The 19,954-nt window shown below is 71.8% G+C and carries 18 protein-coding genes and 1 pseudogene; 13 read left to right on the plus strand and 6 right to left on the minus strand.

The genetic code is table 11. The features are described from left to right. The first annotated feature begins 54 nt into the window (after positions 1-54). The 3 genes from ACZ4Z3_RS28310 (at position 55) to ACZ4Z3_RS28320 (ending at position 3,682) form a co-directional block, all read left to right on the plus strand. Positions 55-1,617: a LutB/LldF family L-lactate oxidation iron-sulfur protein gene (locus tag ACZ4Z3_RS28310; protein WP_468503667.1), complete on the plus strand. Its 1,563-nt coding sequence runs from the start codon at positions 55-57 to the stop codon at positions 1,615-1,617. Then, positions 1,614-2,303 (plus strand): LutC/YkgG family protein, encoded by a 690-nt coding sequence (locus ACZ4Z3_RS28315; protein WP_468503668.1) that lies wholly within the window; start codon positions 1,614-1,616, stop codon positions 2,301-2,303. Before ACZ4Z3_RS28310 ends, ACZ4Z3_RS28315 begins: the two co-directional genes overlap by 4 nt. 278 nt (positions 2,304-2,581) lie before the next feature. Further along, positions 2,582-3,682, plus strand: a complete 1,101-nt coding sequence (locus ACZ4Z3_RS28320) for an amidohydrolase family protein (RefSeq protein ID WP_468503669.1) — start codon at positions 2,582-2,584, stop codon at positions 3,680-3,682. A gap of 72 nt (positions 3,683-3,754) precedes the next feature. Here ACZ4Z3_RS28320 and ACZ4Z3_RS28325 read toward each other — a convergent pair whose 3' ends face one another. Together ACZ4Z3_RS28325 and ACZ4Z3_RS28330 are read right to left on the minus strand one after the other, a co-directional pair. Continuing rightward, positions 3,755-4,594 (minus strand): UdgX family uracil-DNA binding protein, encoded by an 840-nt coding sequence (locus ACZ4Z3_RS28325; RefSeq protein ID WP_468503670.1) that lies wholly within the window; start codon positions 4,592-4,594, stop codon positions 3,755-3,757. Positions 4,595-4,754: 160 nt separating this feature from the next. Next, a complete protein-coding gene (locus tag ACZ4Z3_RS28330; protein ID WP_468503671.1) occupies positions 4,755-5,435 on the minus strand; it encodes a phosphoribosyltransferase in 681 nt (226 codons plus the stop codon). Between the two features lie 130 nt (positions 5,436-5,565). Between ACZ4Z3_RS28330 and ACZ4Z3_RS28335 the strand changes: the two genes are divergently transcribed. From ACZ4Z3_RS28335 to ACZ4Z3_RS28345, 3 genes and pseudogenes are all read left to right on the plus strand, one after another. Beyond that, entirely contained in the window at positions 5,566-6,006 is a 441-nt protein-coding gene (locus ACZ4Z3_RS28335) for a Fur family transcriptional regulator (RefSeq protein ID WP_468503672.1), read from the plus strand. Between the two features lie 32 nt (positions 6,007-6,038). Further along, positions 6,039-8,255, plus strand: a complete 2,217-nt coding sequence (katG, locus tag ACZ4Z3_RS28340; RefSeq protein ID WP_468503673.1) for a catalase/peroxidase HPI — start codon at positions 6,039-6,041, stop codon at positions 8,253-8,255. A 248-nt stretch (positions 8,256-8,503) separates the two neighbouring features. After that, positions 8,504-8,724: pseudogene (locus tag ACZ4Z3_RS28345) on the plus strand (hypothetical protein); the annotation flags it as partial. 9 nt (positions 8,725-8,733) lie between these two features. Here ACZ4Z3_RS28345 and ACZ4Z3_RS28350 read toward each other — a convergent pair. Next, positions 8,734-9,495, minus strand: coding sequence for an SDR family NAD(P)-dependent oxidoreductase (locus tag ACZ4Z3_RS28350; RefSeq protein ID WP_468503674.1), 762 nt, complete (start codon positions 9,493-9,495; stop codon positions 8,734-8,736). Positions 9,496-9,593: 98 nt separating this feature from the next. Continuing rightward, positions 9,594-10,616, minus strand: coding sequence for a Gfo/Idh/MocA family protein (locus ACZ4Z3_RS28355; protein ID WP_468503675.1), 1,023 nt, complete (start codon positions 10,614-10,616; stop codon positions 9,594-9,596). 138 nt (positions 10,617-10,754) lie between these two features. Between ACZ4Z3_RS28355 and ACZ4Z3_RS28360 the strand changes: the two genes are divergently transcribed. Further along, on the plus strand, positions 10,755-11,447 hold the full coding sequence (locus ACZ4Z3_RS28360) for a DUF6215 domain-containing protein (protein ID WP_468503676.1): 693 nt from the start codon (positions 10,755-10,757) through the stop codon (positions 11,445-11,447). Positions 11,448-11,459: 12 nt separating this feature from the next. Here ACZ4Z3_RS28360 and ACZ4Z3_RS28365 read toward each other — a convergent pair whose 3' ends face one another. Continuing rightward, positions 11,460-12,758: a cytochrome P450 gene (locus ACZ4Z3_RS28365; protein WP_468503677.1), complete on the minus strand. Its 1,299-nt coding sequence runs from the start codon at positions 12,756-12,758 to the stop codon at positions 11,460-11,462. 20 nt (positions 12,759-12,778) lie between these two features. Continuing rightward, entirely contained in the window at positions 12,779-14,134 is a 1,356-nt protein-coding gene (locus ACZ4Z3_RS28370; protein ID WP_468503678.1) for a glutamine synthetase family protein, read from the minus strand. 167 nt (positions 14,135-14,301) lie between these two features. On the opposite strand from ACZ4Z3_RS28370, the gene ACZ4Z3_RS28375 reads away from it, so the two are divergent. The 6 genes from ACZ4Z3_RS28375 to ACZ4Z3_RS28400 all read left to right on the plus strand — a co-directional run bounded on the left by ACZ4Z3_RS28375 (position 14,302) and on the right by ACZ4Z3_RS28400 (position 19,867). Continuing rightward, positions 14,302-14,490 (plus strand): ferredoxin, encoded by a 189-nt coding sequence (locus ACZ4Z3_RS28375; RefSeq protein WP_055512415.1) that lies wholly within the window; start codon positions 14,302-14,304, stop codon positions 14,488-14,490. Positions 14,491-14,492: 2 nt separating this feature from the next. Next, the gene (locus ACZ4Z3_RS28380) at positions 14,493-15,692 is read left to right on the plus strand and encodes an NAD(P)/FAD-dependent oxidoreductase (RefSeq protein WP_468503679.1); all 1,200 of its coding nucleotides are present in this window, start codon (positions 14,493-14,495) and stop codon (positions 15,690-15,692) included. Between the two features lie 14 nt (positions 15,693-15,706). Continuing rightward, the gene (locus tag ACZ4Z3_RS28385; protein ID WP_468503680.1) at positions 15,707-16,519 is read left to right on the plus strand and encodes an acetoacetate decarboxylase family protein; all 813 of its coding nucleotides are present in this window, start codon (positions 15,707-15,709) and stop codon (positions 16,517-16,519) included. Positions 16,520-16,655: 136 nt separating this feature from the next. Beyond that, positions 16,656-18,116, plus strand: a complete 1,461-nt coding sequence (locus ACZ4Z3_RS28390; protein WP_468503681.1) for an aldehyde dehydrogenase — start codon at positions 16,656-16,658, stop codon at positions 18,114-18,116. Continuing rightward, positions 18,109-19,029, plus strand: a complete 921-nt coding sequence (locus ACZ4Z3_RS28395; RefSeq protein WP_468503682.1) for a 3,4-dihydroxyphenylacetate 2,3-dioxygenase — start codon at positions 18,109-18,111, stop codon at positions 19,027-19,029. Before ACZ4Z3_RS28390 ends, ACZ4Z3_RS28395 begins: the two co-directional genes overlap by 8 nt. After that, entirely contained in the window at positions 19,022-19,867 is an 846-nt protein-coding gene (locus ACZ4Z3_RS28400; protein ID WP_468503683.1) for a fumarylacetoacetate hydrolase family protein, read from the plus strand. Before ACZ4Z3_RS28395 ends, ACZ4Z3_RS28400 begins: the two co-directional genes overlap by 8 nt. Positions 19,868-19,954 lie beyond the last annotated feature (87 nt).

Genomic DNA, 19,954 nt, shown 5'->3' on the forward strand with positions numbered 1-19,954 from the left:
TCGTAAGGAGAAGACGGTGAACGGGGCCGTGACGAACAGGATCGGGGGTGACCGGTGAGCGGGACGTTCGTCGGGATGCCGGCGTTTCCGAAGGCGGCGCACGAGGCCGTGCACAACGCGACGCTGCGCGGCAACCTGCGGCACGCCACGCACACGATCCGCGCGAAGCGGGCCAAGGCCGTCACGGAGGTGTCGGACTGGGCGGAGCTGCGCGAGGCCGGCAAGCGGATCAAAGACCACACGCTCCGTCATCTCGACCGGTATCTGGTGCGGTTGGAGGAGTCGGTGACGGCGGCGGGCGGTACCGTCCACTGGGCCGCCGACGCGGACGAGGCCAACCGCATCGTGACCTACCTGGTCAAGGCGACCGGTGAGACGGAGGTCGTCAAGGTCAAGTCGATGGCCACGCAGGAGATCGGGCTGAACGAGGCGCTGGAGGCCGAGGGCATCCGCGCCTACGAGACGGATCTCGCCGAGCTGATCGTGCAGTTGGGCAAGGACCGCCCGTCGCACATCCTCGTCCCCGCGATCCACCGCAACCGGGGCGAGATCCGGGACATCTTCGCGAAGGAGATGAGCGAGTGGGGCCGCCCGGCCCCCGACGGGCTGACCGACACGCCCGCCGAGCTGGCGGAGGCGGCGCGCCTGCATCTGCGGGAGAAGTTCCTGCGGGCCAAGGTGGGCATCTCCGGAGCCAACTTCATGGTCGCCGACACCGGCACGCTGGTCGTGGTGGAGTCGGAGGGCAACGGCCGGATGTGCCTCACCCTGCCCGAGACGCTGATCTCGGTGGTCGGGATCGAGAAGATCGTGCCGACGTGGCAGGACCTGGAGGTCTTCCTCCAGACGCTCCCCCGTTCGTCCACGGCCGAGCGGATGAACCCGTACACCTCGATGTGGACCGGCACGACGGGCTCCGGGACGACCGACGGCCCGAGCACCTTCCACCTCGTCCTCATCGACAACGGCCGCACCGACACGCTCGCCGACGAGGTCGGCCGCCAGGCGCTGCGCTGCATCCGCTGCTCGGCGTGCCTGAACGTCTGCCCCGTGTACGAGCGGGCGGGCGGCCACGCGTACGGGTCGGTCTACCCCGGCCCCATCGGCGCCATCCTCAGCCCGCAACTGCGGGGCACGGGAAGCGAGATCGACGCCTCGCTGCCCTACGCCTCGTCGCTGTGCGGCGCCTGCTACGAGGTGTGCCCGGTGGCCATCGACATCCCGGAGGTGCTGGTGCATCTGCGGGAGCGTGTCGCGCAGGGCGGGCAGGTCACCGAGAAGGGCGCCAAGGTCGTCCTCAAGCCCGCGAAGGGCCACGCCGCCGAGCGGGCGGCGATGCGGGCGGCCGGCTGGGCCTTCACCCACCCCGCGGCGCTGCGCACCGGCCAGCGGCTGGCGTCCCGCACCCGCCGCTTCCACCCCCGCACGCTGCCGGGCCCCGGCATGGCGTGGAGCGCGAGCCGCGCCCTGCCGACGCTGCCGGCGGAACCGTTCCGCGACTGGTGGCAGCGGACGAACGGGGGGCGGACGGAACAGGGGGGCGCGGACGGGGGCCGAGCGGACGGGGGCCGAGCGAACAGTGAGAGGACCCGCCACGGAGAGGACAGCGGCAAGTGAGCAGCAGGGATCTGATCCTGGGTCGGGTGCGGCGCGCGCTCGCCGACGTACGACGCGACGACGCTCCCCCAGCGACCGACGAAGCTCGTCGGGACCCCCAGTACGAGCAGGCCGTTCCACGAACGTACCTCCGGGAACACGGCGAACGGACCGTGGCGGAGACGGTGGACCTGCTGGCCGAGAACCTGGCCGACTACCGGGCGATCGTCCACCGCACGGACACGGCCGGACTCCCCGGTGTCATCGCGGAGTTGCTGACGGCGCACGGCTCGTCCTCGGTGCTCGTGCCGCCCGCGCTGCCCGAGGAGTGGCTGTCGGCGACGGAGGTGACCCGGGTCGCCGACCGGGCCGAGAGCACGCCGCACCAACTGGACGAGGTGGACAGCGTGGTCACGGCCTGCGCGCTCGCGATCGCGGAGACCGGCACGATCGTCCTGGACGGCTCCCCGGACCAGGGCCGCCGCCGCATCACGCTGGTCCCCGACCACCACATCTGCGTCGTACGCGTCCCCGAGCAGGTCGTCGCCTCGGTCCCCCTGGCCCTGGAACGCCTCGACCCCACCCGCCCCCTGACCTGGATCTCCGGCCCCTCCGCCACGAGCGACATCGAACTGGACCGGGTGGAGGGGGTCCACGGCCCCCGCACACTGGAGGTGGTGCTGGTCGCCGGGAGCAGGGACGAGTGAGAGGGTGCCGCGTCCGGGTTGGGCGGGGCGCCGAGGCTCAACCGGACGAGGTGTGAGTCCGGCGCCGAAAAACGGGGGCCGTCGGACGCGACGGCCCCGACTTCGTACGTGAGCCGGCCGTGAAGGAATCCTGGCCTGGGATTGCGTGGCAGACGGTGGGCTGGACCGCGTCCGTCCGAGGGAACCGGCCTCGAACAGGGCACGCCGTGGTGAGCGTGGGTCCGCCGGCGGGCCATCGTGGTGCGGCAAACCGATGGCGCTACGGATGGGGAACGCGGATGTCCGAATCGACCCGGGCCATGGGCCGGCGCAGTCTGCTCCTCGCCGGCGGGGCGTTGGCGACCACCGTCGCTGCCACGGGCGAGTCCAGCGCTCTGACCAGGGGGGAAGCGGTGCCGCGGGGCTCAAGGAGCGGCAATGACGCCGACCGGGCAAGGATCGACGTCCACCACCATTTCACCGCTCCGGCATGGGTTGACTGGGCGGAGCGCGAGGGGCTGGTGCAGCGGCAGGAGCTGCCGTGGTGGGCGCGTTGGGATCTGGACTCCACCCTGGCACTGATGGACCGGGTAGGAATCAGGACCGCGGTCCTCAACCCGACCATGCAGGACCGGTACCGCACCGCGGCGCAGGCCAGGGAAGGTCTCACCGTCGTCTTCGAGGCGATGGCCGACCTGATGGCCCTCCACCCGGGCCGTTTCGCCGTCCTCGCTCCCGCTGTCCTGGACCATCCCGAAGTGACCACGTGGGCTCTCCGCCGCGCCTTCGACGAGCTCGGTGCCGTCGGAGCCAGCGTGAAAGCCAACTACAACGGTGTCTACCTCGGTGATCCCTCGTACGACCGCCTGCTCGCCGAACTCGACGAGCGCGCCGCGGTCCTCTTCACACATCCGCTCGACCTCCCGGGCGGAACACCCGGCGTGCCCACCGTCCCCGGAATTCCGAACTTCATGTGTGATTTCCTGCTGGACACCACGCGTGCTGCTGTGAACCTGATCCGTACCAGGACACTCGACCGCTACCCGCACCTGTCAGTCATCCTCCCGCACGCCGGAGGATTCCTCCCTCAGATCGCCACCCGCATGGAGGCCTTCGGCGGCTTCTGCACTCCGCCCCTCGATGCTGCCCGTGTACGGGACTACCTCCACCGCTTCTACTACGACACGGCGGGCCCGTCGGCCCCCTCGGGCACTCTGGTGGCCACCGCCGGCGCCGACCGGATCCTCTTCGGCACCGACTGGCCGGCCGCCTCCGCAGACATCATCACCGACTTCACGGTGCCGGCCATCGAGACCGACCCCGTCTTCACCGACCGTCAACGACGCGGCATCAACCGCGACAACGCGCTCCGCCTGTTGCCCACGCTGAGGCGCGACTAGGGCCGTCTCAAGTCGGCGCCAATCGAAACGCAGCGGCGCGCCCTCGCTCCGCGGCCTGTACCTGCTGTGGCCTCAGCCACCGCTTCTCCCCGCCAGCGCCTCCGCCGCCACCCTGAGGTCCGCCACCAGCCCCGCGTACGCGCCCTCGCGGTCGTCGGCGCGCAGGACGGCCGACGGGTGGAGCGTGGCGACGACATGAGGGCGGCCGTCCTGGTCCTCGTCGTCACCCGGCAACGGCAGCAGGGCGCCCCGGTCCTTGGTGACCCGGAAGGAGCTGCCCAGCAGTGCCTTGCCGGCGGTCGCGCCGAGGGCCACCACGATCTCGGGGTGCACCAGGCGCAGTTCGGCACGCAGCCAGGGGCGGCAGGCGGCGACCTCCCGGAGTTCGGGCGCCTTGTGGATGCGGCGCTTGCCGCCTCCCGGCGGTCGTACGAACTTGAAGTGCTTGACCGCGTTGGTCACATACGCCTCGTCCATGTCGATCCCGGCCTCCTCGGCGGCCCGCCGCAGCAGCCGTCCGGCGGGGCCGACGAAGGGCTCGCCCTGCCGGTCCTCCTGGTCGCCGGGCTGCTCCCCCACGAGGAGGATCCTCGCGGACTCCGGGCCGGCGCCGAACACCGTCTGCGTGGCGTCCTCGTGCAGCGGGCAGCCTCGGCAGTCGGCCGCCGCGCGCCGGTGTGCCGCGAGGCCGCCGCGACTGGGCAGGAACGGCCCGGCGTCGTAGGTCCGGCCGCCCTCCCGCGAGGCACTCGCGGCTTCCCTGTCGCTTCCGGCACGGCTGCCGCTGCCGGACCGCTTGTCGGCCGCAGACCGCGTGCCTCCGCTCGAAGACCGCTTGCCTCCGCTCGCGGGCCTCGTGTCTCCGCTCGCCGACCGTGACCGCGCGTCGCTCGTGGGTCGCGTGGGGCTCATACGGGTCCGCCTCCTTCACCGGAGCGGGTGGTCGGGGCCCGATCCGGGTACCCCGACCGACGCGGATCCACCCCGCCCCGACGCGGATCCACCCCGCCCGGCACCCGTCCGCGGCAGCACGCCCGCGCCCGCCTCGCGCCCCGCCCCGTCCCGCCCCGGGTCAGACGTCCGCCAGCACCGCCAGGACGTCCGCGTCCGTGAGCTGGTCGAAGTTGTCGTACCAGTGGCCGACCGCGCGGAAGCCGTACGGGCTGCGCAGGCAGATCACCACGTCCGCCTCGCCGCGCAGCAGTTCGACGGACTCGGGGGCGCCGACGGGCACGGCGAGGATCAGGCGCGCGGGGTGTGCCCGGCGGGCGGCGCGCAGCGCGGCGCGGGCCGTGACGCCGGTCGCCAGGCCGTCGTCGACGACGATCGCGGTGCGGCCGCGCAGGTCGAGGGCGGGTCGGCCGCCCCGGTAGCGGCGCTCGCGGCGGCGGAGTTCGTCCCGCTCCCGTGCGACGACGGGGGCGAGGTCGGCCTCGGTGAGCCCCAGGGCGGCGAGCGCCGACCGGTCGAACAGGGGCGGGGCGTCGCCGACGATCGCGCCGACGCCGAGTTCCGGCTGGAACGGCGCGCCGATCTTGCGGGCCACCAGCACGTCGAGGGGCGCACCGAGCGCCCGCGCGACCTCCCGGGCGACGGGGACGCCGCCGCGCGGCAGGGCGAGGACGACCGGGTCGGGCAGCTCGCCCCTCTCCCCCGGCGGGCGCAGGCGCGCGGCCAGCTCCCGCCCGGCGTGCGACCGGTCGCGAAAACGCGTCGCCGCCGGGGCTCCACCATGGCTCAGCTGCGGATTCATGGCCTACCTCCCCTCCAGTGTCGCCGCCCGCGGGCGGCCCGTCCACGCCGGGCGTGTCCGAAACCGTTCACCAAACTTGGGTCATTCGTTTTCTTGAACTATTCGTGTTTGAGGGGGTAGGTTGGTCGTCATGACCGAGCCCCAGACTCCGACCACCGCCGAGGAGCTGCGCGGTGCCGGCCTGCGGGTGACGGCCGCGCGGGTCGCTCTGCTGGAGACCGTCCGGGACGGCGACCACCTCGGCGTCGAGGCGATCGCCTCCGGCGTGCGCGATCGCGTCGGCCACATATCCGTCCAGGCCGTGTACGACGCGCTGGGCGCGCTCACCGAAGCGGGACTCGTGCGCCGTCTCGAACCACCCGGCAGCCCGGCCCTGTACGAGGGCCGTGTCGGGGACAACCACCATCACCTCGTGTGCCGGTCCTGCGGCACCGTGGTCGACGTCGACTGCGCGGTGGGCCACGCCCCGTGCTTGACGGCGTCCGACGACCGCGGCTTCGCGATCGACGAGGCCGAGGTCATCTACTGGGGCCTGTGCCCTCAGTGCTCGCAAGCCAACGCCAGCAGTTAGCACCGTGATCCACCCAGTTCGGAAGGACTCCCATGACTGAGAACCACGACGCGATCGTCACGGATCAGAAGGCGGAGGGTGCAGGCGGTTGCCCGGTCGCCCACGGCCGCGCCGCGCACCCCACTCAGGGTGGCGGTAACCGTCAGTGGTGGCCGGAGCGGCTCAACCTCAAGATCCTCGCCAAGAACCCCGCGGTGGCGAACCCCCTCGGCGAGGAGTTCGACTACGCCGAGGCCTTCAAGAACCTCGACCTGGCGGCAGTGAAGCAGGACATCGCCGAGGTGCTGACCACCTCGCAGGACTGGTGGCCGGCCGACTTCGGCAACTACGGCCCGCTGATGATCCGTATGGCCTGGCACAGCGCCGGCACCTACCGCATCAGCGACGGCCGTGGTGGCGCCGGCGCCGGTCAGCAGCGCTTCGCGCCGCTGAACAGCTGGCCGGACAACGCCAACCTGGACAAGGCCCGCCGTCTGCTGTGGCCGGTCAAGAAGAAGTACGGACAGTCCATCTCCTGGGCCGACCTCATGATCCTCACCGGCAATGTCGCGCTGGAGCAGATGGGCTTCGAGACCTTCGGCTTCGGCGGCGGCCGCGTGGACGTCTGGGAGGCCGAGGAGGACGTGTACTGGGGTCCCGAGACCACCTGGCTCGACGACCAGCGCTACTCCGGCGACCGCGAGCTGGAGAACCCGCTCGGCGCCGTCCAGATGGGTCTGATCTACGTCAACCCCGAGGGCCCGAACGGCAACCCGGACCCGGTCGCCGCCGCCCGCGACATCCGTGAGACGTTCCGCCGCATGGCGATGGACGACGAGGAGACCGTCGCCCTCATCGCCGGTGGTCACACCTTCGGCAAGACCCACGGCGCCGGCCCCGCGGACAACGTCGGCGCCGACCCCGAGGCCGCCTCCCTGGAGGAGCAGGGCCTCGGCTGGAAGTCCAGCTACGGCACCGGCAAGGGCGGCGACACCATCACCTCCGGCCTGGAGGTGACCTGGACGGCCACGCCGACCCAGTGGAGCAACGGCTTCTTCAAGAACCTCTTCGAGTACGAGTACGAGCTGACGGAGTCCCCGGCCGGCGCCAAGCAGTGGGTGGCGAAGAACGCCGAGGCGATCATCCCGGACGCGCACGACGCGTCGAAGAAGCACCTGCCGACCATGCTCACCACCGACCTGTCGCTGCGCTTCGACCCGGTCTACGAGCAGATCTCCCGTCGCTTCTACGAGAACCCCGACCAGTTCGCGGACGCCTTCGCCCGCGCCTGGTACAAGCTGACCCACCGTGACATGGGCCCGAAGTCGCTGTACCTCGGCCCGGAGGTCCCGGAGGAGACGCTGCTCTGGCAGGACCCGCTGCCTCAGGCCGAGGGCGAGGCCATCGACGCCGCCGACATCGCGGCGCTCAAGGCCAAGCTGCTCGACTCGGGTCTCACCGTCTCCCAGCTGGTCTCCACCGCCTGGGCGTCGGCGTCCACCTTCCGCGGCAGCGACAAGCGCGGCGGTGCCAACGGCGCCCGTATCCGTCTGGAGCCGCAGCGCGGCTGGGAGGTCAACAACCCGGACGAGCTGCGTCACGTCCTGAGCGTCCTCGAAGGCGTCCAGGCCGGGTTCAACACCGGCGCCAAGAAGGTCTCCCTGGCGGACCTGATCATCCTCGGTGGTGCCGCCGCCGTGGAGAAGGCCGCCAAGGACGCCGGCTTCGACGTGGAGGTCCCCTTCACGCCGGGCCGTGTGGACGCGACGGAGGAGCACACCGACGTCGAGTCGTTCGCCGCGCTGGAGCCGACCTCCGACGGCTTCCGCAACTACCTGGGCAAGGGCAACCGCCTCCCCGCCGAGTACCTGCTGCTCGACCGGGCGAACCTGCTGACCCTGAGCGCCCCCGAGATGACGGCCCTCGTCGGTGGTCTGCGCGTCCTGGGCGCCAACACCGGTGGCTCCCCGCACGGCGTCTTCACCGAGACCCCGGGCAAGCTGACCAACGACTTCTTCGTCAACCTGCTCGACCTGGGCACGACCTGGAAGTCCACCTCCGAGGACCAGACCCTGTTCGAGGGCCGTGACGCGGTCACCGGCGAGGTCAAGTGGACCGGCACCCGTGCCGACCTGGTCTTCGGCTCGAACTCCGAACTCCGTGCCCTCGCCGAGGTGTACGCGAGCGACGACGCCAAGGAGAAGTTCGTCAAGGACTTCGTCGCGGCGTGGGCCAAGGTCTCCGACCTGGACCGGTTCGACCTCGTCTGATCCCGCGGGGATCCCGATCCCCGGGTGACACGGGCCGGGGCTGATCCGGCCCCGTCCGACCCCGGCGTCCGGGCCGGCCCCCATGGGCCGGCCCGGACGTCCGCGTATGGACCTCCGTGTGCGGGCCTCCATGTGCGGGTGTCCGCGCGCGGGCGTCCCGCGGTGCCACGGGGCAGCGGTGTTATGTCTCCGACGCGGTGTTCGCCCCGCACGGGAACCGGTCGATCGCCGAGACCGCCGACGCCCTCGATTCCGGCCTGCTGCTCCTGCGGGACCCTGCGCGAACTCCACCTCGGCGCCACGGGCGAACTCCCTGCACTGGGAGATGCTGGCCCAGCTCGCGCAGGCGGCGAGGGACCCGGCGCTGCTCTCACTGGCCTCCGCCTGTCGCCCGCGGACACTGCGCCAGACGCGCTGGACCAACACCATGATCAAGACGATGTCACCGCAGGTGCTGACCAGCCTGTGACCCCGTCCGTCACGGGTGCCGCTGCTGCGTGGGCGCGATGACCAGCTCCTCTATCAGCGTCCGCTCCGGAAGCGACGCGCACAGCAGCACGGCGCGCGCCACATCCTCGGGCCGCACCATGGCCGCCCGCTGCTCCGGGCCCGGCGGTACGGCACGGGTGTCGTGGACCGGCGTGTCGACCGCGCCGGGCAGGACGCAGGTCGCCCGGATGCCTTCGTCGCGGTAGCTGTTGCGGAGGTACGCCATGAAGTTCCGCACGCCGGCCTTCGCGGCGCCGTACGGGGCGCCGCCGAGAAGGGTGGGCCGGATCGCGGCCAGGGAGGAGATCGTGACGATGGAGCCGCCGCCACGCTCGATCATGTCCGGGAGGACGGCCTGGGTGAGCAGATAGACCGCGGTGAGGTTGACGCCCATGACGGCGTTCCACTCGTCCTCTCCGGTCCAGCGGACGTCCACGACCCGGCCCGCGCCGCCCGCGTTGTTGACGAGGATGTCGACGGGCCCGGCCGTGTCCCTGGTCCAGGCGACGAGTGCCCGTACGTCCTCGGCGTTCTCGATGTGCGCGGGGCGGGTGAAGGCCGTGCCGCCGTTTTGCGTGACGGCGGCGGCGACCTCGTCCAGCACATGCCGGCGCCGTCCGACGAGGACGACGCCGGCGCCCTCCTCGGCGAGCAGCAGCGCCGTCTCCCGGCCGATGCCGGTGCCCGCGCCGGTGATCAGCGCGGTCTTCCCGGCCAGGGTTCGCGCCTGTTTGCGGTCCCCGATTCCCATGCCTCAGCCCTCCCGCCGGGGGCGCGTCGTGCGCCCTTGTACTGGCCCTCGAACTCGCCCTTGAACTGAGCATGCCCACCGGACGGGAGGTGCCGAGGTCAGGCGCCGTAGAAGGCCGGGCGGTCGACCAGGTGGACCTCGACGCGGCCACCCTCTGTCTGGGAGCGGACGGCCGCCTCGCAGATCGCCGAGACGGCGTACCCGTCCCAGACGCCGGGGCCGGTCGCCTCACCGCGGCGGGTGGCGTCGACCCACGCCTGGACCTCGCGGTCGTAGGCGTCCTCGAACCGTTCCAGGTAGCCGGGGGTGACCGTGCCGCCCCAGCGTCCCGCGGTGGTGACGAGCAGGTCGTGTCCGTCGCCGATGCGGGCCGTGCCGTGCTCGCAGACGGCCTCGGCCTGGACCTGGTAGCCGTAGCGGGCGTTGAGGTAGATCTCGACGTCGGAGAGGGCGCCGCCGTCGGTCTCCAGGACGACGAACTGGGGGTCGGCGAGGCCCTCGGGGGCGTTCCCGGACGGGCGGGGGCGCAGCACGGTGACGGCGGTGACCTCCTGGCCGAGGAGCCAGCGGGTGATGTCCATCTCGTGGGCCACGGAGTCGTTGATGGCCATGGCGCTGGTGAAGCCGGGCGGGTTCTCGGGGTTGCGGTGCCGGTTGTGCAGCATCAGCGGGCGGCCCAGGTCCCCGCCGTCCAGCAGGGCCTTGAGCCTGACGTACTCACGGTCGTAGCGGCGCATGAAGCCCACCTGCACCCTGCGGTGGCCGAGCCGCTGCTCGGCCTCCAGCAGGCGGAGCGCGGCGGCGGTGTCCGGGGTGAGGGGCTTCTCGCACAGGACGGGCAGGTCGTGAGCGAATGCGGTGAGCAGGGCCGCCTCATGGGCCGGGCCCGGCGAGGCGACGAGCACGGCGTCGACGCCCGGCGAGGCCAGCGCCTCGGCGGGGTCGGCGAAGGCGGTGCAGCCGTCGACGCCCGCGGCGATCGCCTCGGCCCGGTCGGTGTCGAGGTCGACGACGGCGGCGACATGGGCGCCACTGGTCACCTCGGTGATCCGGCGCACATGGTCGGCGCCCATCCGGCCGGTGCCGATGACGGCGACACCGAGGGAGCTCTGCTGGGTCATACGGGTCCTTCGCTCGACGGGGCGATCACCTGATCGCAATATTGTCCGCGCGTCGAACGATCACCCGTTAAGCTCCCCCGGCGCGTACGGCGCGCACATGGGGTGGGGAATCGGCGTGGGGACATCGGCGTGGGGGACATGAACGACCGTCAAGGGGCGCCCGAGAAGGGCACGGGGGCGTGGGGCCAGGCGATCCTGGCGTTCGTCCTGTTCGGGGTGGTGGCCGCCGGCCTGTGGCTGCAGGACGCCTTCGCCGGACCGGGCACGGACAGTGGGCCGGCCACCTGCTCGACCTCGGACGACGCCTCACCGGCGCCGAGGAAGCGGGTCTCCGGGGCGCAGTTGTGCGCCGCGCTGAACCGCGAGGACCTGCCGAAGCTCGTCGGCACACCGCTGGAGGAGGCGGAGTCCGCGTCGGGCAGCGAGAGCGAGTCCCGCTGGGCCGGTGGCACCAAGACCATCACCCCCGAGGCGAAGGTCGAACTGGAGTCCCACACCGTACAGATCTCGGCGTCGTACGACGATCTCCCGGTCGCGGAGTCGATCGACTATCTGGGCGCCGGGGCCCAGTCCAAGACGGTCCTGGGGCACAAGGCGGTGCTCTACTCGGGGCAGACCATCGCCATCTCCTTCCGGCTCGACGGCGGCGACGCCACGTCGGGACCCGGTGGTGTCGCCCGCCATCTGCTGGTGGCGAGCGACACCGAGGACAGGGGCGACACCTACGACCTGGTCATCTGGCGTGAGGACCGGCTGCCGCCGGACGACGCGGCGCTGTTCCGCATCGCCGAGAAGGTGCTGCCGACGCTTCCCGGCTGGAAGTCCGGCTGAGCCGGAGGCGCGTCAGGCCAGGGTCACCTCGACCGGCAGCTTCTTGATGCCGTTGACGAAGTTGGACCGCACGCGCGGGACGTCACCGGCGAGCCGGATGTCCGCGAGGCGGGGGATCAACTCCTCGAACATGATGCGGATCTCGGTGCGGGCCAGCAGATTGCCGAGGCACAGGTGCGGGCTGCCCTTGCCGAAGGTGACGTGGTCGTTGTTCCGCCGGGCGACGTCGAAGTCGTACGGGTTGCCGAAGACCTCCTCGTCGCGGTTGCCGGAGGCGAACCACATGACGACCTTCTCGCCCTCCTTGATGTGCTTGCCGCCCAGCTCCACGTCCCGGGTCGCGGTGCGGCGGAAGTGGTAGACGGGCGAGGCCCAGCGCAGGAACTCCTCCACCGCGACCGGGATCAGCGACGGGTCCTCCTGGAGGCGGGCCAGCTGCTCGGGGTGCTGGAGCAGGGCCAGCATGGAGTGGGAGATGGTGTGGCGGGTGGTCTCGTTGCCGGCCACCACCAGCAGCAGGAAGTAGTTGTCGAAGTCCTGCGCGGAGAGCGGGACCCCGTCGCGGGGCGTGGCGTTGACGAGGCGGGACACCAGGTCGGTGCCGTCCCCGCCGCGCCGCTGCCGGGCCAGTTCGCGGCCGTACTCGAAGACCTCCACCGAGGCGGGCGAGCGGAACGGCAGATGACGGTACTTCTCGCTCTCCTCGCTGTGCAGCAGGACGTCCGCGTAGTCGGGGTCGGTGTTGCCGATGATGCGGTTGCCCCAGTCGATGAGCTTCTGGTTGTCCTCCGGCGGCACGTCCAGCAGCCGGGCGAGGACGTTGATGGGGAAGTCGGCGGAGACGTCGGCGACGAAGTCGAAGGTGCCCTTCGCCAGGGCCGCGTCCAGGGTGGTGGCGGTCAGGCCGCGCAGGAAGTCGGTGTAGCCGTTGATCACGCCCGCGCCGAACTGCCGCTGGATCACGCTGCGCAGCGCGCGGTGGCGCACGCCGTCCATCTCCAGGATGGAGGCACGGGTCTTGATCTGGTCGTCGTCGACCTCCTCCAGGTTGACGAACCTGGTCGAGGTGAAGGTCTCGGCGTCCCGGTCGACGCGGGCGATGTCGGCGTGCCGGGTGACGGCCCAGAAACCGGAGTTGGGGGCGTCCTCGGGCTGCCAGTGCACCGGGTCCTCGTGGCGCAGGGTGTGGAACATGCGCCAGGGCGTGATGCCGTCGGTGAAGTTGCCGAGGTCGGCGAGGTCCACGTCGGCCAGCGGCAGGGGTTCCTGGAGGGCCTCGCGGACGGAGGGGAGGTGGGCGGAAGTGGTCATGGTCTTGGTTCTCCTGGACGTCACAGGTGGTAGGCGTACTCGGTGAACTCCCAGTCGGTGACGTGCCGGTGGAAGCGTTCGACCTCGTTCCGCTTGTAGCCGAGGTACGAGGTGGTGAAGTCCTTGCCGAGGACCTCGGTGAGGGCGGTGTCCGCCTCCAGCGCGTCGAGGGCGTCGGGCAGGCTCTTGGGCAGGACGGCCGAGCGGGCGGTGTCGTAGCCGTAGCCCTCCAGCGGAGCGGGGGGCTCCTCGCCCGCCCGGACCCCGAGGAGCGCGGCGGCGACCGTGCCGGCGATCAGCAGGTACGGGTTGGCACTTGCGTCGCCGAGCCGCAGTTCGAGACGGGCGCCCGAGCCGCGCTCCGGCGGGACGCGGACCATGGCACTGCGGTTGTCGAGCCCCCAGTCGATCAGCCAGGGCGCGAGGGTGTCGGGCCCGAAACGCTTGAAGGAGTTGACCGTCGGGTTGGCGAGGGCGGCGAGGGCCGGGGCGTGGGCGAGGACGCCGGCGATGGCGTGCCGGGCTGTGGCGGACAGGCCGTGGGCGCCGGACGGGTCGTCGAAGGCGTTCTTCCCGCGCTCGTCGTCGCAGGACAGATGGAGATGGAAGCCGGAACCGCCGGCGTCGTTGAACGGCTTGGCCATGAAGGTGGCGAGCCGGCCCTCCTTACGGGCGAGCTCCTTGACTGCGGCCTTGAAGCGGAAGGACCGGTCGGCGGCCGACAGCGCCTCGGAGTGGTCGAGGTTGATCTCGAACTGCCCGCCGTCGAACTCGTGGTTGCCGTTGGTGGCGCCGATCCGCAGGTCGCGGAGGTGGCGCAGGGTGCGCAGCAGATGGTTGTCGGGGTCGGCGCGCAGGCCGGCGGTGTAGACGACTCCGGCCGCGCCCGAGTAGCGCTTCCAGCCGCTGGGGGACGCGGGGTCCTCGTCGCACAGGAAGTACTCCAGCTCGGGTCCGACGATGGGGGTCAGGCCCTGTTCGGCGCAGCGGGCGAGCACGGTGCGCAGCAGGTCGCGGGGCGACTCGGGGGCGGGTGACCCGGTGGCCGGGTCGACGGTCTCCCCGAGGCAGGCGGCGACGCCGGGCTCCCACGGCAGCGGGACCAGGGTGTCGAGGTCGGGTCGTACATGGATGTCAGGCAGTCCGGCGTCGAGGCCGCCCGGCACCGGGACGACGTCCCCCTGGGGGGAGGTGTGGTAGACGGCCCGGCAGAAGGTGAGGCCGTGTGCGCAGGCCGTGGGGAGGCTGTCGAGCAGGACGTCCCGGGCGCGGTCGGTGCCGATGAGATCGGGGTAGGTCACGCGGACCACGTCGATGCCCTCGGCGGCGAGCCGCTCCTGGTGCTGACGAATGTCCGGTGTTGGGGATGCGCTCACCGTTGTCTCCTCGGCGGCAGGTAAATGATTTGAGCCCAAACGATAAGAAGGGGTCCAGGGGCCCGCAAGGGGTTGAGGTCAAAAAATTATCCACCTGGACAGCTATTGACCAGGGGTGTGCGGCTTCCTATGTTGTTTGGAGCCAAATGACCTGAGGAGGACCGGCCATGAAGGTCGTCGTCGACATGAACAAGTGCCAGGACCACGGCCAGTGCGTTTTCGCCGCCCCCGAGGTCTTCCAGCTGGACGCGAACGGGCGGCTGGCCTACGTCAGCGACCCCGACGACGCGCTGCTCGACGAGGTCGAGGAAGCCGCCGACGTCTGTCCGCTCCAGGCCATCCGGATCGAGGCCTGACCATGGCTCCCACCAGCACACGCGTCGTCGTCGCCGGCGCCTCCATGGCCGGTCTGCGCGCCGCCGAGCAGTTGCGCGCGGCCGGCTGGACCGGGGCGATCACGCTCGTCGGCGACGAGCCCCACATGCCCTACAACCGCCCCCCGCTCTCCAAGGAGGTGCTGGCCGGGAAGGCGCCCTTCGAGTCCCTCGCCTTCCGGCCCCGCGCGAGCGTGGCCGACGTGGAGTGGCGCCTCGGCACCAGGGTCGTCGCGTCCCGCCTCGCCGACCGGACCGTCGTCCTCGACGACGGCTCGGAGCTGTCGTACGACGGGCTGGTGGCCGCCACCGGCATGCGGCCCCGGCGGCTGGGCTGCCCCGGCCCCCTCGCCGGACGCCACACGGTCCGCACCCTCGCCGACGCGCAGGGCCTGCGGGCGGAGCTGACCCGGCCCGGTGCCCGGGTGGTCGTCGTCGGCGCCGGGTTCATCGGCTGCGAGGTGGCCGCGACCGCCGTGGCCCTCGGTGTCGCCGAGGTGACCGTCGTCGATCCGCTGCCGCTGCCCATGGTCGGCCCGCTCGGCGAGCTGCTCGGCCGCGCGCTGCTCGCCCGGCACGAGGAGCGCGGGGTGCGCTTCGCCCTCGGCAGCGGGGTCGCCGGCTTCGCCGGCGAGGACCATGTCACCGGGGTGATCCTCGACGACGGGACCGTACTGCCCGCCGACGTGGTGGTGGAGTCGGTCGGCTCGCTCGCCAACACCGAGTGGCTGCGCGGCAACGGCCTCGACCTGACCGACGGAGTGCTCACCGACGAGCAGCTGCGGGTCGGCGGACGGCCGGAGGTCGTCGCGGTGGGCGACGTGGCACGCTTCCCCAACGCCCGCTACGACGGCGTACCGCGCCGGGTCGAGCACTGGTGCATCCCCACCGACACCGCCAAGCACGCGGCCAAGGTCCTCACCGGCGCCACGCCCGCGCCCTTCGCCCCGCTGCCCACCTTCTGGAGCGACCAGCACGACTTCCGGCTCCAGTCCTTCGGCGCTCCCGTCCTCGGCAAGGACGACGTGCGCGTCCTGGAGGGCGACCCGGCCGGGGACGTCCTGGTCGGCTACCACCGCGACGACCGGCTGGTCGGCGTCGTCGCGCTCGGCGGCCCGGCCATCGCCTCCGCCGCCGCCCGCCACCGCGCCGACCTCCTGAAGCAACCCGCCCTCACCGCGTAAGGAACCGCCTCACCATGACGACCGTCCGTGGATTCCTCCACCCCAAGACGGCGACGGGCTCCTCGTCGCTGATCCCCTCCCCGCCCTGGCGCTACTCGGGCGACCTGCTCACCGTCGAGTACCGCACGGACCCGGCACGGGTGCGTGAACTGCTGCCGGAGCCGCTGGAACTCGCCGACGAGGACCCGGGCGCGGTGGCGCTGATCTGGGCCGACTGGCAGTCCTGCTCGGCGTCCGGCGAGGAACTGCTCGACCCGGTGCTCTCCCAGTACAAGGAGGCCTTCGCGGTCGTCCGGTGCGGGTACCGGGGGCGGACGTACTCGCGATGCGTGTACATCTGGGTCGACAAGGACTTCGCGATCGCCCGCGGGCTGCACCAGGGCTACCCGAAGAAGCTCGGTTCCATCCACCAGACCCGGCCCCACCCGTACGGGCCCGCTCCGCGGATCGAGGCGGGGGCCCGCTTCGGGGCGACGCTCGCCGCGGCGGACCGGCGGCTCGCCCAGACGGTGGTGACGCTGCGGGAGCCGTCGGAGACGAACGGCTTCGTCAACGCCCACCCCATGGCCCACCACCGGTGGCTGCCGTCGATCGAGAAGGGGAAGGGACTGGCGCTGGACGAGCTGATCGAGTCCGGCGCGGCCTCCTTCGAGGGCGGGCAGCCCTGGGTCGGCGAGGCGGAGCTGGAGCTGTTCGAGGCGCCGACGGAGGAGTTGGCGCGACTGACGGTCGAGGAGCCGATCGCCGCGTACTACCGGCAGGTCGGCGTGGTGTGGGACGGCGGGCGGCTGCTGGAGTCCGGGATATCGGGAGCGGCCGCCGACTGAGCCCGACGGTTGAGCCCGGCGGGCCGCCACGGGCCGCCCGTGGCACGCCGCGCCCCCGCGGCACAGCCGCATGTCGACACGTCCCGCGCCCCTGGGCCGGCGCACCTCCCCTTCGCTGCAAAGGACACCTCTCCCCATGTCTGACAAGATCGTCGTCGGCGGAGTCCCCGTCGACACCCGGCACTGGATCGGCGGCGAACGCGTCGCCTCCCCGGACACGTTCACCGACCACTCCCCCATCGACGGCGCCGTACTCGGCGAGATCGCCCGCGGTGGCCCCGCCGAGGCCGCGGCCGCCGTCGCCGCCGCGAAGGCCGCGTTCCCCGGATGGGCCGCGACCCCGCGGGCCGAGCGGGCACGGATCCTGCACGCCGTCGCCGACGGCGTGGAGAAGCGCCTGGAGGAGCTCGCCGTCGTCGAGACCACCGACAACGGCGCCCTGCTGCGGTCGCACCGGCGCGGCGTGATGCCCCGGGTGGCACACAACTTCCGGTTCTTCGCGGACTGGCTGCTGAAGCTGGAGCACGAGGACTTCGAGACGCGCGGGCACAGGAACCACGTGTCGTGGGACCCGGCGGGCCCCTGCGTCCTGATCACCCCGTGGAACGCCCCGCTGATGCTCGCCACGTGGAAGGTCGCCCCGGCGCTCGCCGCCGGCGACACCGTGGTGCTGAAGCCCGCCGAGTGGTCACCGCTGACGGCCTCCCTGCTCGCCGACATCGCCGCCGAGGCGGGACTGCCGGCCGGTGTGCTGAACGTGGTGCAGGGCTACGGCGCCGAGATCGGCGACGCCCTCACCTCGCACCCGGACGTGCGCCGCATCAGCTTCACCGGCTCGGTGCCCACGGCCCAGCGGATCGCCGGATCGGCCGCCGCCCACCTCACCCCGCTCAGCCTCGAACTCGGCGGCAAGTCCCCGCTGCTGGTGTTCGCCGACGCCGACCTGGACCTCGCCGTCGACCTCGCCGTGGAGCAGTACGACAACGCCGGGCAGGTGTGCCTGGCCGCGACGCGCCTCCTCGTCGAGGAGTCGGTCGCCGAGGAGTTCACCCGCCGCTTCGTCGAGAAGGCGAGCGCGCTGAAGCAGGGTGATCCACGGGACGAGGCCACCGACATCGGCCCGAACATCCACCCCCGGCAGCTGGAGAAGATCGACGGCTTCGTGCGGCGGGCCCTCGCGGACGGGGCGCGGGCCGTCATCGGCGGGCACCGGCTGGACGGGCAGTACTACGCGCCGACCCTGCTCACCGACGTGGCGCAGGACTCGGAGATCGTGCAGGAGGAGGTCTTCGGGCCGGTCCTCACCCTCCAGACCTTCACCGACGAGGACGAGGCCGTCCGGCTCGCCAACGACACCCGCTTCGGGCTGGCCGCCACCCTCGCCACCGGCGACCCCGCCCGCGCCGAACGGGTCACCGCCCGGCTCGTCGCGGGCACGGTCTGGGTCAACTGCTTCTTCGTCCGCGACCTCCGGGCGCCCTTCGGCGGCTCCCGCCAGTCCGGGGTGGGCCGCGAGGGCGGCACCTGGAGCTTCGACTTCTACTGCGACCTGAAGAACACGGTCACCGCGCCGAACGGATGGAACAACCATGGGTGAGATCGTCGGGGCGGGCCTCCTCGCCCACGTCCCCACCATCGTGCTGCCCGAGGAGGACCGGCTGGAGCTCAACGAGGGCAAGGAGATCACCCTCGTCACGGGCCTGAAACAGCTCCGCAAGGACGTCTTCGAGCGGGACGACTACGACACCGTCGTGGTCCTCGACTCGCACTGGGCGACCACCGTCGAGTTCGTGGTCACCGCGCAGCAGCGGCGGGCGGGGCTGTTCACGTCCGAGGAGCTGCCGCGCGGGATGTGCCGTATGCCGTACGACTTCCCCGGCGACCCCGAACTCGCCCGCGGCATCGAGAAGTTCGCCGACAAGCACGGCACCTGGATCACCGCGATCGAGGACGAGTACCTGCCGATCTACTACGCCACCATCAACCTGTGGAAGTTCCTCGGCGAGGGCCTGCCGGACAAGCGGTGGGTGACCATCGGGGTCTGTCAGACCGGCGACATGGAGGACCACCTGCGCCTGGGCCGGGCGCTCGCCGACGGCATCGCGGCCACCCCGGGCCGCCGGGTGCTGCTGATCGCCTCGGGCGCCCTCTCGCACACGTTCTGGCCGCTGCGCGAGCTGCGCGACCACGAGGCCAGCGACCCGGTGCACATCTTCACCCCCGAGGCGCGCGCGGCCGACTACGAGCGGATCGCCTGGTTCAAGGAGGGCCGCCACGACCGGGTCCTCGACACCATGGACGAGTTCTGGAAGTACAAGCCGGAGGCGAAGTTCTTCCACTACCTGATGATGGCCGGCGCCCTCGGCGAGCGCGCCTGCGTCGCCAGGGCCCGGCAGTACGGCGCGTACGAGAACTCGATCGGCACCGGCCAGGTGCACCTCTGGTTCGACCGGCCCGCCGACGGCTGGACCGCATCCCACACCCCCGTACAGGAGTCCTCCCATGCCTGAGTACCGCCGCATCCTGCTCGACGGCGCCGCCGTCCAGGTCACCGTCGAGGGGGACGAGCTGGTCGCCGGGGACGGCCGCCGCGTCAAGACCGAGGACGCGCACCACCTGCCCCCGGTCGTCCCTTCCAAGGTGATCGCGGTCCACCTCAACCACCGCAGCCGGGTCGACGAGTTCGGGATCGAGCTGCCGGACACGCCCACGTACTTCCACAAGCCGACCTCAGCCCTCAACTCCCACCGGGGCGCGATCGTCCGTCCCGAGGGCTGCAAGTGGCTCAACTACGAGGGCGAGGTCGCCATCGTCATCGGGCGGACGGCGCGCAACATCTCCCCCGCCGAAGCGGGCGAGTACATCGCGGGCTACACCGTCGCCAACGACTACGGCCTGCACGACTTCCGCGACACCGACGCGGGCTCCATGCTCCGGGTGAAGGGCTCCGACACCTTCTGCCCCCTCGGTCCCGGACTGGTCACCGACTGGGACTTCCACGGCAAGAGCCTGCGCACCTACGTCAACGGCGAGGTCGCGCAGGACGGATCGACCGACGAGATGCAGTGGGACATGCACTACCTCGTCGCCGACATCGCCCGCACCATCACCCTCTACCCGGGCGACGTACTCCTGTCCGGCACCCCCGCCAACTCTCGCCCCGTCCGACCCGGTGACGTCGTCGAGGTCGAGGTGGAGGGCCTCGGACGGCTCACCAACCACATCGTCACCGGCCCCACCCCGGTCCGTACCGACGTCGGCGCGCAGCCCACCGAGTCCGAGGAGGTGCTGTCCACCGCGCTCGGCGGCGACTGGGAGTTCCGCGGCATCCGCCCGCCCAAGCGCTGACACGGCCTAGTCCTGCCGCACCGGGCCGCCGCACCGGGCGCCCGGTGCGGTACGGCGGACCGCTCGGACGCCCCGCGGGGGCCCGGA

This window comes from Streptomyces sp. NPDC030296 (assembly GCF_055572815.1).